At 58.6% G+C, this 16211-nt stretch carries 15 protein-coding genes; all 15 read left to right on the plus strand.

Going from position 1 to position 16211, the window contains the following annotated elements:
• Positions 1-13 precede the first annotated feature (13 nt).
• Complete coding sequence (gene thrB / locus ACTQY1_RS02670) at positions 14-946, plus strand: homoserine kinase (RefSeq protein WP_022488332.1); 933 nt, start codon at positions 14-16, stop codon at positions 944-946.
• Positions 947-958: 12 nt separating this feature from the next.
• Positions 959-1624 (plus strand): metal-dependent hydrolase, encoded by a 666-nt coding sequence (locus tag ACTQY1_RS02675; protein ID WP_154488520.1) that lies wholly within the window; start codon positions 959-961, stop codon positions 1622-1624.
• 182 nt (positions 1625-1806) lie between these two features.
• Entirely contained in the window at positions 1807-3234 is a 1428-nt protein-coding gene (locus ACTQY1_RS02680) for a sodium:solute symporter family protein (RefSeq protein WP_279127401.1), read from the plus strand.
• A 63-nt stretch (positions 3235-3297) separates the two neighbouring features.
• Entirely contained in the window at positions 3298-4479 is a 1182-nt protein-coding gene (locus tag ACTQY1_RS02685; protein ID WP_441373761.1) for a glucosaminidase domain-containing protein, read from the plus strand.
• Positions 4479-4946 carry a tRNA (cytidine(34)-2'-O)-methyltransferase gene (locus ACTQY1_RS02690; protein WP_288219226.1) on the plus strand — a complete coding sequence of 156 codons (468 nt, stop codon included), beginning with the start codon at positions 4479-4481 and terminating at the stop codon, positions 4944-4946. The genes ACTQY1_RS02685 and ACTQY1_RS02690 overlap by 1 nt, the downstream gene beginning before the upstream one ends.
• A complete protein-coding gene (gene queD, locus ACTQY1_RS02695) occupies positions 4943-5305 on the plus strand; it encodes a 6-carboxytetrahydropterin synthase QueD (protein ID WP_022488328.1) in 363 nt (120 codons plus the stop codon). The genes ACTQY1_RS02690 and queD overlap by 4 nt, the downstream gene beginning before the upstream one ends.
• Positions 5302-6066: a GTP cyclohydrolase FolE2 gene (folE2, locus tag ACTQY1_RS02700; RefSeq protein ID WP_367996908.1), complete on the plus strand. Its 765-nt coding sequence runs from the start codon at positions 5302-5304 to the stop codon at positions 6064-6066. Before queD ends, folE2 begins: the two co-directional genes overlap by 4 nt.
• A 1-nt stretch (position 6067) precedes the next feature.
• Positions 6068-7264: a dihydropteroate synthase gene (gene folP, locus ACTQY1_RS02705; RefSeq protein WP_441373762.1), complete on the plus strand. Its 1197-nt coding sequence runs from the start codon at positions 6068-6070 to the stop codon at positions 7262-7264.
• Positions 7255-7737, plus strand: coding sequence for a 2-amino-4-hydroxy-6-hydroxymethyldihydropteridine diphosphokinase (folK, locus tag ACTQY1_RS02710; RefSeq protein WP_441373763.1), 483 nt, complete (start codon positions 7255-7257; stop codon positions 7735-7737). Before folP ends, folK begins: the two co-directional genes overlap by 10 nt.
• 18 nt (positions 7738-7755) lie before the next feature.
• The gene (locus ACTQY1_RS02715) at positions 7756-8481 is read left to right on the plus strand and encodes a hypothetical protein (RefSeq protein ID WP_441373764.1); all 726 of its coding nucleotides are present in this window, start codon (positions 7756-7758) and stop codon (positions 8479-8481) included.
• 10 nt (positions 8482-8491) lie between these two features.
• Entirely contained in the window at positions 8492-9703 is a 1212-nt protein-coding gene (locus tag ACTQY1_RS02720) for a glycosyltransferase family 2 protein (protein ID WP_441373765.1), read from the plus strand.
• Between the two features lie 112 nt (positions 9704-9815).
• Entirely contained in the window at positions 9816-10145 is a 330-nt protein-coding gene (locus ACTQY1_RS02725; RefSeq protein ID WP_154488537.1) for a hypothetical protein, read from the plus strand.
• 128 nt (positions 10146-10273) lie between these two features.
• Positions 10274-11602 (plus strand): tRNA (N6-isopentenyl adenosine(37)-C2)-methylthiotransferase MiaB, encoded by a 1329-nt coding sequence (miaB, locus tag ACTQY1_RS02730; RefSeq protein ID WP_441373766.1) that lies wholly within the window; start codon positions 10274-10276, stop codon positions 11600-11602.
• The gene (gene mutS, locus ACTQY1_RS02735) at positions 11599-14208 is read left to right on the plus strand and encodes a DNA mismatch repair protein MutS (protein ID WP_441373767.1); all 2610 of its coding nucleotides are present in this window, start codon (positions 11599-11601) and stop codon (positions 14206-14208) included. The genes miaB and mutS overlap by 4 nt, the downstream gene beginning before the upstream one ends.
• On the plus strand, positions 14208-16196 hold the full coding sequence (gene mutL, locus ACTQY1_RS02740; RefSeq protein WP_303225014.1) for a DNA mismatch repair endonuclease MutL: 1989 nt from the start codon (positions 14208-14210) through the stop codon (positions 16194-16196). The genes mutS and mutL overlap by 1 nt, the downstream gene beginning before the upstream one ends.
• Positions 16197-16211 lie beyond the last annotated feature (15 nt).

Raw genomic sequence — 16211 nt, forward strand, 5'->3', positions numbered from 1 at the left:
AGAGGCGCTGACCATGGCAGATATGTTGAAAAAAGTGACGGTACAGGTCCCTGCCACCTCCGCCAACTGCGGACCCGGGTTTGACTGCCTGGGGCTGGCCTGTACCCTGTACAACCGGTTCACCTATGAACGGGTGCCGGAAGCAGAAGGCATCCAGGTGGAAGCGGAGGGCCAGGGAGGGGAATCCCTGCCCCAGGGCCGGAACAACCTGGCGGCGGAAGCTTTCTGCATCCTTTGGGAAAAACTGGGGAAACCGGCCACCGGCCTGCGGATCTCCACCCGGATCGAAGTTCCCGTATCCCGGGGCCTGGGCAGCAGTTCCACTGCCATTGTGGCCGGGCTTACAGCGGCCAATGCCCTGGCGGGCAGCCCTCTTTCCAAAGAGGAGCTGGTGACGGAAGCCACCCGGATCGAAGGCCACCCGGACAATGTGGCTCCGGCCATTCTGGGGGGCATTACTGTGAATGTCATGGAAGAGGGGAAGGTGGAAAGCCTGAAGCTTGCCCTGGCCAGACCCCTTCAGCTGGTGGTGCTGGTGCCCTCCATCCCCCTGCCCACTTCCAAGGCCCGGGCGGCTCTGCCCCAGGAAGTGTCCCACAAAGATGCGGTGTACAATGTAAGCCGGGCGGCTCTCCTGGTAGGGTCTCTTTTGACCGGGGACTATCACTTCCTGCGGACGGCCCTGGAAGACCGGCTCCACCAGCCCTACCGGCTGCCCCTGATCCCGGGAGCGGAAGAAGCCCTGGAAGGGGCCCGGCAGGCGGGAGCCTACAATGGAATCATTTCCGGCGCCGGTTCCACCCTGTTGGCTTATGTGCCGGCGGAGGGAGATGCCCGGAAGGTGGGAGAAGCCATGGCGGCGCCCTTCCGGAAACGGAACATCGAAACGGCTCTCCATGTGCTGGACATTGATCCGGAGGGAGCCAGAGTCATCGATATCCAATAAGGAGGAATCACCATGCTGCAGTTCCATTATATCTATCATGCCTGTTTCACTCTGTCTGACGGGAAGACCACCCTGCTGTTCGACCCCTATCTGGAGGGGAATCCGGAAGGCCTGAAGCCGGGGGATGTGGCAGCGGACGTGATCTTCATTTCCCATTATCACGGGGACCATCTGGGTTCTGCCTATGAAATCGCCAAAAAACAGGATGCCCTGATCATTTCCACGGCAGAAATCGCCAATGATGCAGCCCAACACGGGCTCCGGTCCCATGCCATGCACCTGGGGGGCACCCATCAGTTCCCCTTCGGCCGGGTGCGGGTGACCCCCGCCTTCCACGGCAGCGGTATTGCAGGCGGCCACGCCTGCGGGTTCATGGTGGAATTCGGGGGAAAGACCGTGTATTTTGCCGGGGACACCAGTGTCTTCGGGGATATGGCCCTGCTGCCCCGACTGGAAACCATCGATGTGGCTCTTCTGCCCATTGGGGACAACTTCACCATGGGCCCCAAAGACGCCCGTCTGGCGGCGGAACTGCTGAATGTGCCCCTGGTGATCCCCATCCACTACAACACCTGGCCTCTCATCGCCCAGGATCCTGCAGCTTTTAAGAAGGAAGTGGAAACCACCACCCAAAGCAAAGTGCTGGTGGTGGAACCGGGGAAGACGGTGGAATTGTAAAAAAAAGGGGGTGTGAAAAGGTTCACACCCTCGGTCACTGGTCTCTCGGCCAGTGACCAGTGACAACCAGAGGGGGTGACGCATTGCGTCACCCCCTCCTTTACAATACGCCTCAAGTAAAGTACAATGATGATTGTTGAGTTCCAGTCGCACCTTACTATAAACTACGTGGAGTGATTTTCATGAATTTGTATCTTGGGGTTATTATAGGTTATGCGCTGCTGCTGATCCTCCTGGGTCATCTGGTGGGGAAACATGTGAAAGGTGCAGCGGACTTCTTTGTGGGCGGACGCTCCTTCAATGCGGGGCTTTTGTTCACAACCCTGATTGCAGCCAACATCGGAGCAGGTTCCACAGTGGGGGTAACGGGACTGGCGTACAAATTCGGGGTTTCCAGCTGGTGGTGGATCGGCTGCAGCGGCCTGGGGTCTCTGATCCTGGCCTACATTGTAGGGCCGGCTGTGTGGAAAGTGGCCCAGAAGCACAATCTTTACACCATGGGGGATTATCTGGATTTCCGCTATTCCCACGCTTTCCGGGGAGTCACCTCCACCATGATGGCCATCGGCACCCTGGCTCTTTTTTCCGGCCAGCTGCTGGGCATTGCCTGGATCCTGAATGTGGTGGCGGGGATTGAAAAACTCTACGGCATCATCATCGCCGCGGTGGTTGTGACTCTGTACTTTTCCGCCGGGGGCATCAAAAGTGCCGCCATTGTGAATATCATCGAACTGAGCGTGATACTCTTGGGATTCTGCATTGCCACGCCCTTTGCCCTCCAGTATGTGGGAGGATGGAGTGGACTCCAGGCCGCTGTGGCCAGCCATATGGCCGATCCGGCCCTGACGGCGAAGTATTTTGCCTGGGATGGCATGGGCACCACCGCCATTGTGGGGTATTTCCTCATGCTGACCCCGGCTTTCTGCATCTCTCCGGGGCTCATCGGGAAAGTCTATGCGGCCAAAGATGAAAAAGCCGTCCGAGTGGGGACCCTGTGGAACGGCATCGTCCAACTGGCGTTCGCTTTCCTGCCCATGCTCATCGGGATGTGCGCCTATGCGGCCTTTCCGGATCTGGGGAACCAGGAACTGGCCCTGCCCAAGGCCATGAAGGAAATGATGCCTTTCGGGGTATCCGCACTGGCCCTTTCTGCTATTTTTGCCGCGGAAGTGAGCACCTGTGATACGGTGCTGTATATGCTGGCCACTTCTTTATCCAAGGATTTGTACAAAACCTTCTTCCGTCCGGATATTTCCGATGAGGAACTGCTGAAGGTCAGCCGGAAACTGACGGTGCTCTGCGGCATCGCCGGGATCTTCATTGCCTGCTACATGGCCAACATCATTACCGCTTTGGCCATTTTCTATTCCCTGATGACCGTATCTCTGGCAGCTCCCTTCCTGTTCGGCCTGTTTACGGAAAAAGCCTCCACCCGGGGGGCCTTCTGTTCCGCCGTTCTGGGGGTGGCTGTGGTGCTGGGGCTGAAGTTTTTCAATGGAGGCAAGGGCATCGGCATCCTGAATTCCACCAGCCTGGGGATCATTGTGGCTGCTGTGGTGATGCTGGTGAGCCTGTGGGTGTTCCCCCGGCAAAAAACTGGGGAAAAATAAGGAAGACAGTGGGGAAGGGGAGCCTGGCTCCCAAAAATCTATTGAGTAACGAGGTATGACCCATTGAACAAGAAACAGAAACGGCTGGCCCTGGGCCTTGTACTGGCCGGCCTTTTGGGGACCGGCACCGCCTGGGCCTCTCCCCTGGAACAGGGTGTGAAGCCGGCGGAAACCGTCCTTTTGGACGAAACTGACGGACCGCTGTCCCATGTCCAAAAAAAGAAACAGGACACGAAAGAAAAAGTACAGAGAAAAGAAGAAGTCCGGAAAACAGATGAGGAGCAGGAGAAAAAGCCCCTGAGCTTCCGGGAACGGATCCGGCGGCACCGGAAAGAAGAGGACAAAAAGGACCGGAAACAGAAAAAAGCCCGGGACCTGCAGGAGAAGAAACCGGCCCGGGAAGAAAAGACTCATACGGCGGAACCTCCCAAAAAGGAAAAACGCCGGGACAGAGAAAATGAACGGCCCAGGACTCCGGTGATCCGGGATCTGGGGCCGGCGGACCAGGACAGCCTGGTGATCCGGAAGGGTATGATCGCTGTAGTGGGAGAAAGGCTTACCCTGCCCCGGTGGCCGGACCCGGACAAACTGCTGAAGCTGGAAAACCAGGACCGGGTGATCACGGATCCCAGCCTGCAGATCATCATCAACCATCTGACCACCAGGGCGAAGATCTGGGAACTGCCGGACAACTACCAGGAAGTGACCATTGCCGGACCCGGCGAAGCCACCCGGGACCAGGCGGTGGTGCTGCTCCGCCGGTACAATCCCAAACTGCCCATCAAGGCCACCCCGGAACAGATCGTGGATCTGTACTACCAGGAAGCCAGCCGGGAAGGACTCCGGTGGGACATCGTGTTCTGCCAGGCCCTGCTGGAAACCGGATTCTTCCGGTTCGGGGGCACGGTGGTCCCGGCCCAGAACAACTTCTGCGGTCTGGGGACCACCAGCGCTACGGTCCAGGGCGCCTGGTTCCCCACCCCCAGGGACGGGGTCCGGGCCCATGTCCAGCATCTTATGGCCTATACCACCGACCGGCTGCCGGCTACCCCGGTGATCGACCCCCGGTACTATCTGGTGTACAAGGGCAAGGTCCAGAACGGCTTCTACACCCGCTGGTCCCAGCTCAACGGAAAATGGGCCACCGGCAGCTATTATGCGGAGAAAATCCTGAATCTCCACGAACAAATGAAAAAAATCATCGCCATTTCCGGCAATGACTGGGATGGAGGCGTATTGAAATGATGCACATTGTACTGGTGGAGCCGGAAATCCCCGGGAATACCGGGAACATTGCCCGGCTCTGCGCCGCCACAGGAGCCAGTCTCCATCTGGTCCGGCCCCTGGGCTTTTCCGTGGATGACAAATATCTGAAACGGGCCGGTCTGGACTACTGGCACCTGGTGGACATCCACTATTATGATTCCGTGGAAGAAGTGCTGGCCGCCTATCCGGACAGCCCCCGCTTCCTCTTGACCACCCACGCCCACAAATCCTACAGCCGGGTCCATTACGGACCTGATTCCCTGCTGATCTTCGGCAAGGAGAGCGCCGGCCTCCCGGAAGACTTCCGGCTGGCCCATGGAGAGGAATGTGTGCGGATCCCCATGGTTTCCGAAGCCCGGTCCCTGAACCTGGCCAATTCGGTTTCCATTGTCCTTTACGAAGCTTTGCGGCAAAACGATTTTGATCTCCAGGAGGGAACCATATGATCTGTATCAAGGAATTTGAGTTTGACGCAGCCCATTACCTGCCCAATTACCACGGCAAATGCGAGCATCTCCATGGCCACACCTACAAGCTGGTGGTAAAAGTGGAAGGCCATCCGGACCAGGAAGGCATGGTGCTGGATTTTGTCCAGTTCAAGCACACGGTGAAGGATCTGGTGGTGGACCAGCTGGACCATCACTGCCTCAACGACATCCTGCCCCAGCCCTCTGCGGAAAACATTGCTGTCTGGGTGTGGAACAAACTGAAGGAGCCGCTCACCGGGGCCAACTATGCCCTCTATGAAGTCCAGGTCTGGGAAACCAAGACCAGCGGCATTGTGTACCGAGGTGAATCATGCTGAAAGATGTCCAGGCGCAGCAGGATCTGCGTCACATTGCACTGAAACATGTGGGCATCCGGAACCTCCGGTGGCCCATTGTGCTGGCGGACCGGGAAAAAGGCAGCCAGCATACGGTGGCGGAAGTGGCCCTGGCAGTGGATCTGCCCCAGGAACAGCGGGGCACCCACATGAGCCGTTTCGTGGAATGCCTGAAGCAGGTGGGCCCCATCCGTCCCCACGAACTGGAAGAAGTACTGGACGGGCTCCGGCAGAAACTGGAAGCCCGGAAGGCCCTGCTGGAATTTTCCTGCCCCTATTTCATCACCAAAAAGGCTCCTGTCAGCGGCATCGAAAGCTATCTGGACGTGGACTGCCATTTCAAGGCGGAAAAAGGGGACACCTTCTCCCTGGAAGTGGGCGTGGATGTACCCATCCACACCCTGTGCCCCTGTTCCAAGGAAATCAGCAAATACGGGGCCCACAACCAGCGGGCCTGGGCCCGGATCCGCATCCGTTCTTCCCAGCCGGTGTGGATCGAAGAACTGGTGGATATGGCGGAAAAAGGCGCTTCCACTCCTCTGTATTCTCTTTTGAAACGGCCGGACGAAAAATGCGTCACGGAAATGGCTTATGAGAATCCCCGGTTCGTGGAGGACGCGGTCCGGGAAATCGCTTTGCAGCTCAATGCCGATCCCCGGATCGACTGGTATACGGTCACCGTGGAAAGCGAGGAGAGCATCCACAACCACAATGCCTTTGCTACAGTAGAAAAAGAGGTGTGACATGTATCTGACCATTCCTCCTGAACGGATCCGTTATGAAATGGAAAAAATCGAAGTCCATCCCATGGGCATCCAGCTTATGGAACCCAAGGCTTCCGTGCTGCCCCTGAAACTGCTCCAGATCCGCACTCCCGCCGCCAACATCCTGAAACAGGAAATGCTGGCTCTGGGAGGGGAATGTGTGAACCCCAAGGGCACCATCAACTGCAGCCTGGACCGGGTGGATGTGATCCTTCTGGGAAACCGGCGTCAGTACCGGGACCTGGTGAAGAAGCTGGGCTCCATGGCCAACTGGTTCGGGATCCAGGCCATTATGGACGATCTGTGGGAGTTTTTGGAACCGGGGACCCTGGTGACGGTACTGGCCGACGGCCGGAAGCTGACCTATGAGAAAATGCGGGTCATGGGGATTTTGAACGTGACCCCGGATTCCTTCTATGCCGGTTCCCGGATCAGCGGAGAACAGGCCCTTTTGGCCAAGGCGGAAACCATGCTCCGGGACGGGGCGGACCTGCTGGATATCGGAGGAGAATCCACCCGGCCGGGAGCGGATCCGGTAACTCCGGAAGAGGAAAAACGCCGGGTAACCGGGGCTCTGGCTGCTTTGCGGAAGCATTTCCCGGAGAGCATCCTCAGTGTGGATACCTACCATGCAGAGACGGCGGAAGCGGCCCTGGAAGCCGGGGCGGATATCATCAACGACGTTACCGCCGCTACCGGGGACGGCCGGATGCTGGATGTGGCTGCCCGGGCCAAGGCTCCCCTGGTGCTCATGCACATGCGGGGCACCCCCAAGACCATGATGGGGGACGAACTGAAGACCTACCACAATGTGGCGGGAGAAGTGTCCCAGTACCTGCTGGAGCGGGCGGCAGCCTGCCAGGAAGCAGGACTGGGGAAGAACAAGGTGATCCTGGATCCGGGTCTGGGCTTTGCCAAGGACCTGGAAGGGAACCTGGCCCTGTGCAGCGGGCTGGGAGAAATGACCGGCCACGGGATCCCGGTGCTCCTGGCCGGCTCCCGGAAGGGGTTCATCGGCAAGGTGCTGGGTGGGCTTCCCACGGAAGAACGGCTGGAAGGGACCATGGCTCTTTCGGCAGCCGCCGTGTACGCTGGCGCCCAGATGGTCCGGGTCCACGATGTGAAGGAAAATGTCCGGCTGATCCGGATGCTGGAGGCGATCCGGGCATGTCAGTAGCCTATGTGGCCCTGGGCAGCAACCTGGGGAATAAAGAAGCAAACATCCGCCGGGCCCTGGAACTGATGGAGCATCACGGGATCCAGGTGATCCAGGTATCTCCCCTTATTACCACGGAACCCTATGGGGTGACGGACCAGCCGGAATTCCTCAACGGAGCGGCGGAAGTGGAGTGGCAGGGGGATGCGGAAAGTCTCCTCCATACCCTTCTGGCCATTGAGCTGGAAATGGGCCGGCAGCGGAAACGCCATTGGGGAGAACGAAACATCGACCTGGATCTGCTCCTGTTCGGAGATCAGCAGATCCACAGCCATGACCTGGTGCTGCCCCATCCGGACATGGCCAACCGAAGCTTTGTGCTGGAGCCTCTGGCAGCCATCGGGGCCCAGGTGGTCCACCCAGTGCTCCATCGGACCATCGGGGAACTGTGGGAGGAACTCCGGCAAAAAGAAGACAAACAACGAAACAAATGACGAAAGCAGGGAATCATAATGGGTGAACGTGTGAAGACAGGTGCGGTCCTGTTCTTTCTGTATGCAGTTTTATTTGCGGTTTCTCAATTCTACCAGGTGGTGCCGGGCCTCAGCGGGCTCCGGATCCAGGCCATGCTGTCCGTACCCTACGGGCTGATCTTCGGCCGGACCGGGGCGGTGGCAGCGGCTCTGGGGGCAGCAGCGGGGATGGCCCTCACCGGGGACAACTCCAATTTCATCCCCATTGAATTCCTGGGGGCCCTGCTGTCCGCCTATCTGCCCTTCCGGGTGTGGCAGGGGATGCGGTCTCCCCAGGAACCCTACCTGTGTGTGGAAGACCAGCGGACGGCTACCATGTTCTTTATCCTGAGCCTGATCGGAGCCGTACCCATGGCAGTGTTCCCTGCGGTGGGCGGGGACCTGTACCAGGTGGTGCCCTTCCCGGCATCCTATCCCCGGATCTTCCTGGCTTCCCTGGTGTTTACGGTGGTGGGGGGCTTTCTGGTGTACAGCCAGGCGGCACCCCGGATGTTCCGGGGGGCGGGAGAAGCCCTGTGGAACCGGATCCGGGACAGCAAAGGCACCACCCGGAGCATGGCGGTGGCCATGCTCCGGATCACCCTTACCGGAGGCTTTCTGGGGCTGGGGCTGGCCTTTATCTTCCCCAATGAATTTGAACTGATCATTGTGGAATATGTAATGGGGATCTTTGCGGCGCTCCTGTTCATCCTGACGGCTGTGTGAGGAACTTTCCATGATGTATGTACTGACCTTCATTGTCCAACTGCTGCTGGTGCTGACCTTTCTCTGGACCTGCAGCACCGTGTTCCTGGGTCTGGTGACCCGGCGGAAAAAACGGCCGGTGGTGGCGGGACCCAGCCGGTTCGCCGTGCTGGTGTGTGCCCATAACGAGGCCAATGTGGTGGGCAAACTGTTCCAGAGCCTGGAAGATCAGGACTACCCTGGTGAGCTGTACCGGGTGTTCCTGCTGGCGGATCACTGTGACGATGCCACGGCGGAGGTGGGACGCCGGTACCCTCATGTAACCGTGCTGGAAAGGCAGGAAGGACCCCGGACCGGAAAAGGGGCGGTGCTCAGCTGGGGCATCCCCCGGATCCGGAAACAGTACGGACGGGAATTCAGCCATATTGTGATCTTCGATGCGGACAATATGGCGGACCGGGGATTTTTGTCCGCCCTGGATTGGAGTTTCCGCCGGGGCGCCCGGCTGGTGATGGGGAACCGGCTGCCTCTCAACCCCTTTGACAATCTGATCTCCCAGTGGTACAGCATGTACTGGCTCAGTGTGGATCTGTTCAGCAAACCCCGGTACAATGTGGATCTGCCCGGGATCATCTCCGGCACCGGGTTCGGGTTCGATGCTTCTTTGCTGGAACCGGACGGCTGGCATACCCGGACCATTGTGGAAGACATGGAATTTTCCATGCAGCAGAATTTTAAGGGTGTCTTCTCTGAATACCAGGACAAAGCCCGGTTCTATGACGAACAGCCGGTGACCCTCCGGGGCATGGTGAGCCAGCTCCGCCGGTGGATGACCGGGAACTACCAGATTGCCCGGCTGTACCGGAAGGAATGGCTGGCCCATTTCCGGGCCCGGCCGGACGCCCGGCTCATCGATAATTTCGTCCCCATGCTCATGTGTGTGGTGTTCGGGTTCTATTTCCTCACCAATGTACTGTGGGTGGGAAACCGGGCCTTGAATGGACTTCCACCTCTGGCCGGCAAGGACATCCTTTGGTGGACCATGCTCTATGTGCTGAGCCTTGTTATGGGCACCTGCGCCATCAAAGAGGGGGATCTGCCGGTGAAGAAAATGCTTCCCGGGATCCTTACAGGAGGGTTCTTCTGCATTTTCCTGTCCCTGGTGGCCGTCTGGTCCGTATTCTTTCCCCAGAAGAAATGGATCCCCATCGCCCATGTCCACGAGGCAGGGCCGGAGAAGTAGGGGGGCAGCAAAGCTGACCTTTGAAAAAGGGGCTGTTGCATGGGCAACAGCCCCTTCTTATGGTATAATGGATACAGAATATTCAGCCAGAGGAGGGATTGGGATGAAAAAAATGACACGGAACCTGGTGGGTCTCCTGACGGTGCTCCTGAGCCTGCTGTGGGCTTCTGCAGCCCTGGCTTCTTCTCCCATCAGTGCTGACGGAACCTTTAACGGTATCCGCATGGCCGGCAAAGTACGGGTGGTGGAATACAATCCGGACATCAAAGTCCAGGTGGTCACCAGTTTTCCGGATCTGAAGGTGAAAGTGGTGGATCATTTTCCGTCCGCCATCGGGGAATGGCAGTTCGTGGAATACGGCGAAGACTTTACCATCCAGTTCGTCACCAGTTTCCCGGACATCCGGATCAAGTACGTGACCAGTTTCCCGGGGATGCCTTGATATGAGTGGAGAGTGAAGAAGGAAGGGGGAACCACCCCTTCCTTTTTTTTTCATTTCATCATATAATAAACTATTGAGACTTTTTACTACCAATTAGTTACTCTATATAGAAGGGAAACAGAAAACCAATGACCAAAAGTTACACCATTCTGAATTACGGCTGTCAGATGAACGAGAGTGATTCGGAACATTATGCCGGGCAGCTGTCCGACCTGGGGTACCATTATACGGAAGACTATCACGATGCGGATGTGATCCTCATCAACACCTGCTGCGTCCGGGAAAGCGCGGAAAAGAAGATCCTGGGAAAAATCGGGGAGATGAAGCAGGTCAAACGGGAAGATCCTTCCAAGGTCCTGTGCGTTACCGGCTGCATGGCCCAAAAAGACGGGGAGGACTTTTTGAAAAAGTATCCCCAGGTGGACCTGCTTATCGGCACTGCCCATGTAAACAACTTCAGCGCCATTTTGCAGGATTATCTCCAGCAGAACGACCGGAAGGCGGGGATGTACAACGATCTGACGGTAATGCCCAGGGAATTCGAGGGGCATTTCGTCCGGAAAAGCAGCTATGCCGCCTGGGTACCCATCATGTACGGCTGCAACAATTTCTGCACCTACTGCATCGTCCCCTATGTCCGGGGCCGGGAACGGAGCCGGAGCGCCGATGCCATCTGTGAAGAAATCAAGCAGGCCGTGGACCAGGGCTACCGGGAATTCACCCTTTTGGGCCAGAACGTGAACTCCTACGGCAAGGACCGGGGAGAAAAAGATGCCTTTGCTGCTCTCCTCCGCCAGGTGGACGCCATCCCCGGGGTGGAACGGGTCCGGTACATGACCAGCCATCCCCGTGACATGAGCGAGGAACTGATCCGCACTGTGGCGGAAAGCAAACATGTGTGCAAGCATTTCCACATCCCTGTCCAAAGCGGCAGCACCCGGATCATGCAGGCCATGAACCGGGGCTACACCCGGGAATCCTACCTGCAACTGGTGGACACCATCCGGAAATATGTGCCGGAGGCAGTGCTCACCACTGACATCATCGTAGGCTTCCCCGGGGAGACGGAAGAAGATTTTGCAGAGACCCTGAGCCTGTTCGATACCGTCAGCTACGACGCCGCCTATACCTTCATCTATTCCAGACGGTCCGGGACCCCGGCTGCCACCATGGCAGATCAGGTGCCGGACAAGGTGAAGAAGGAACGGCTGAACCGGCTTATGGAACTTCAGAACCGGCACAGCCTGAAACACAATCAGAAACTGGTGGGACGCACCCTGCCGGTGATGGTGGAAGGGCTCAGCCACAACAACAGCAAAATGTGGAGCGGCCGCACCGATGGGAACAAACTGGTGCTGTGGCCGGTGGGAGAGCGGTTCTTCAACCCGGGAGATGTGGTCCCGGTGACCATCGAAACCGCCCAGACCTGGCTCCTTAAAGGTCGTGCTGCCTTATGACCGCACTGACACCCATGCTTCAGCAGTATCTGGAAATCAAGGAACAGCACAAGGATGAGCTGCTGTTCTTCCGTCTGGGAGATTTCTACGAACTGTTCAATGAAGATGCCCTTACCGCCTCCCGGGAACTGAACCTGACCCTGACCAAGAGGGCCGGGGGAAAAGCCGGGGCTTCCAGTTCCATGCCCATGTGCGGGGTGCCTTTCCATTCGGTGGACGGGTACCTGGCCAAGCTGATCCGGAAGGGGTACAAAATCGCCATCTGCGACCAGATGGAAGACCCCAAAAAAGCCGTGGGCATCGTAAAGCGTCAGGTGACCAAGATCCTGACCCCGGGAACGGTGCTCAGCGATGCGGTGTTGGAAGAAAGCCACAACCAGTACCTGGCCTGTCTGGAACAGGATCAGGACACCCTGTGCCTTTCCTACGCCGACGTATCCACTGGGGAATGTGCCTGGTACACCGCCCGGGGCAAAGACCGGGAAGAAGCAGTGCTGGACCAGCTGTACCGGATCCAGCCGGCGGAACTGGTGCTTACCGAACCCAACGAAGCTTTCGGTACCCTCCTGGACAAAATGGTCCAGAAGCTGCCGGACTGCATGATCAACCACTGGGACCCCATCCCGGAACTGGATTACTTCACCCGCCATTTCGGCAGTGACAGCCCGGGGGCAAAAATCCCTCTGGTCCGGGGCACTGTGGAGCACATGCTCCAGTACATCCACGAAAATGTGAAAAGTGATCTGGCCCAGATCAACCGGCTCCGGGAAATCACCACCGATGCGGTGATGAACCTGGACGCCACCGCCATCCGGAACCTGGAACTGGTGAAGAACATGAAGGACGGCACCCGCCACGGCACCCTGCTGGATGTACTGGACTACACCCGCACCGCCATGGGGGCCCGGCAGCTCCGCCAGTGGGTGGAAGCACCCCTTCTGGACACCGCCCGGATCCGGCTCCGGCAGCAGGCCATCGGTACCCTGGTGGACAATGCCCGGCTCCGGACGGACCTGGGGGATGCCCTGGGGGAAATCACCGACCTGGAACGGATCCTGTCCCGGATCGAAGTGGGTTCCGCCAACGCCCGTGACCTGGCTTCCCTGCGGACCGCTCTCCGGGCCCTGCCCCAGGTGAAAAATCTGCTGGACCAGGTGCCCCAGGGGCTGCTCCATACCCTGGACAGCCGGATCAGCCTCCATGAGGATCTGCTGGACGAACTGGAACGGGGCATTGTGGATGACCCGCCCTTTACCGTCCGGGAAGGGGGCATGATCCGGAAAGGCTTCAACGCCGAACTGGACGAAGTCCACGATATTGCGGAAAACAACAACCAGTGGATGCTGAACTTCGAACAGAAAATCAAGGACCAGACCGGCATCAAGAATCTGAAAGTGGGGTACAACAAGGTCTTCGGCTACTACATCGAAGTGTCCAAAGGCCAGGTGTCCCAGGTGCCGGATACCTTTATCCGGAAGCAGACCCTGGTGAACGGGGAACGGTACATTGTGCCGGAACTGAAGGAGTTCGAAAACAAGATCCTCAGCGCCAAGGAAAAGATCCAGCAGCTGGAATACTACCTGTTCAACGAGATCCGCCAGGATATCCGGGGCCATCTGGTGGAAGTCCAGGAAACCGCCCGGGCCCTGGGGGTGCTGGATGTGCTCTATTCCCTTGCCATGGCTGCCTTCAAGGGGAACTATGTGTGCCCCCGGCTCAATGACCGGCAGGAAATCACCATCAAAGACGGCCGGCACCCGGTAGTGGAAAAGCTCCTGGAACGGGAACTGTTCGTGCCCAACGATGTGCATCTGAACAACACCGATGAACGGCTGATCATCCTTACCGGCCCCAACATGGCCGGGAAATCCACCTACATGCGCCAGGTGGCCCTTTTGACCCTCATGACCCAGATGGGCAGCTTCATCCCGGCCCGGGAAGCGGACGTGTGCCCGGTGGACCGGATCTTTACCCGGGTGGGGGCCAGCGACGACCTGGCCACCGGCCAGAGCACCTTCATGGTGGAAATGAACGAAGTGGCCAACATCCTGAAATACGCCACCAGCCGCAGCCTGATCATCCTGGATGAAGTAGGCCGGGGCACCAGCACCTACGACGGCATGAGCATTGCCCGGGCGGTGGTGGAGTACATCAACGACAGAATCAAGGCCAAGACCCTTTTTGCCACCCATTATCACGAACTGATCGAACTGGAACAGCTGGATCCGGGGATCAAAAACTATTCCGTGGCCGTAAAGGAAAAAGGGAAGGAAGTGGTGTTCCTCCGGCGGATCGTCCCCGGGGGCACCGATAAAAGTTACGGGATCCATGTGGCCCGGCTGGCGGGGCTGCCGGAAAAAGTGGTGAAACGGGCGGATGAACTGCTGGAAGAATACACCGCCCAGGGAACGGCTGTGAAACCGGCGGCACCGGCTCCGGCCAAAGCCCCTGCACCCAAAGAAGAGGATCTCCAGCCCAGTCTCTTCGGAGACGTGATCGGAGACACCCTCCGGAACCTGGATGTGATGACCATGACGCCCCTGGAAGCCCTGAACACCCTGTACAAGCTCCAGGAAGAAGCCAAACGGGAAGGAGGCCGCAGCTGATGAGTGTCAAAGTGCAGCTGCTGGACCAGAACACCTCCAACCAGATCGCAGCCGGGGAAGTGGTGGAAAAACCCGCTTCCGTGGTGAAGGAACTGGTGGAGAATTCTCTGGATGCCGGCGCCGATACCATAGAAGTGAGCATTTTCGCCGGGGGGACGGAATTCATCCGGGTCCGGGACAACGGGTCCGGCATGGACGAAGCCAACGCCCGGATGGCCATCCTGCGCCATGCCACCAGCAAGATCGTGAAAGCGGACGACCTGCTGACCCTCCATACCCTGGGATTCCGGGGAGAGGCTCTGCCCAGCATCGCCTCTGTATCCCACTTCACCCTGCTCACCCGGGAGACCGGGGCGGAATTCGCCACCCGGATCACCCTTGACGGAGGAGAGAACCTGGACGTGGAAACCATGGGGGGCGACGTGGGCACCACCATTACGGTAAAGGACCTGTTCTACAACGTGCCTGCCCGGCGGAAGTTTCTCCGGACGGTGAATACCGAAGGCCGTTACATCAGCGACATCCTCTCCAAAATCGCCCTGTCCCGGCCCGATGTGCACCTGGTCCTTACCCGGGACGACAAGGAAGTCATCAACACGCCGGGCAGCGGGGACCTGGTGGATACCATTGAATCCCTGTACGGGAAAGAAGTGACCAAGGAACTCTTGACGGTGGATTATGCCCAGGACGGGATCACCCTGAAAGGGTTCATCAGCCGTCCCACTCTGCTGAAGGGCACCCGCCAGTGGCAGACCCTGTTCGTGAACGGCCGGTGCATCAACAACCGTATGGTGAGCAAGGCCATCGACCATGCCTACCAGTCCCAGATCCCCAAGGCCGGGTTCCCCTTTGCGGTGCTGAACATCGGCATCGATACCCACCTCATCGACATCAACGTCCATCCCCAGAAAAGCGAGATCAAATTCGGGGATGAAAGTGCCGTGTACCGGGCGGTGTACCATGGTCTGTGTCAGGCTCTTACCCAGCCCATGGCCGGGAAGAGGGAAGGGGACGGGTCCGTGGCCCTGGCCCAGCCCGGATTCCGGAAAATGGAACCGCCATTGGCGGGAGTTCCGGCCGGGAGAGCCCCTGAACCGGAACAGAAGCCCCTGTTCCAGGGGGGCGACAAAGGGTACCAGCCCCGGACCAGCGCCTTCGGACGGAGCTATGCCTCCAGTCCTTCCGGCAGCTACGGGCAGCCGGTGTGGAAGGTCCCAGATGCCATTTCCGAAGACACCACAGCGAAATTCTTTGCAGCCCAGCGCCGGGACGACCTGGGAGCCTCCGGGGAAACGGCCGGTGCCGGGAATCCGGCTCCTGAAGGGGAGGCTCTGCCGGCATCCCGACCGGGAGAAGAGGCTTCTCTCAGCGATGAGACCCTTACGGAAGAAGCCCGGGACGGCGCTTTGGCCAGCGGTGTGGACCTGATCTGGCCTCTGGGCCAGGTGGACCGGGTGTTCATCATCGCCCAGTCGGAAACTGCCCTGTATCTTATCGACCAGCATGCCGCCCACGAGCGGATCATGTACGACAAATTCATCCGCCAGCAGCAGGAAATCCCCTCCCAGCAGCTGCTGCTCCCTCTCTTCCTCAATGTGACCCGGCCCGATGTGGACCTGATCGAGGAATATCGGGATGAATTTTTGAAGCTGGGGGTGGATGTGGAACCGGCGGGAGAAACCTCCCTCCGGGTGTCCGCCCTGCCGGCGGATGTGGAAAGCAGCCAGGCGGAAGGGTTCATTGAAGACATCCTGAAGCTGCTGTCGGAAAACAAAAAAATCAAGGCCAGCGACCTGCGGGAAAGCGTGCTCCATTACGCCGCCTGCCACAGCGCCATCCGGGCCGGGGAAGTGCTGAACATCCGGCAGATGCGTCAGCTGATCCTGGAGCTTCTCAACACGGAGCATCCCTTTACCTGTCCCCATGGCCGGCCCTGCATGATCCAGCTGACCAGCGACGAACTGTACCATATGTTCAAACGAACCTGAGGAAGGAGCGATCCA

It is taken from the genome of Acidaminococcus sp. HCP3S3_G9_1 (assembly GCF_052122455.1).
Lineage (GTDB): Bacteria > Bacillota > Negativicutes > Acidaminococcales > Acidaminococcaceae > Acidaminococcus.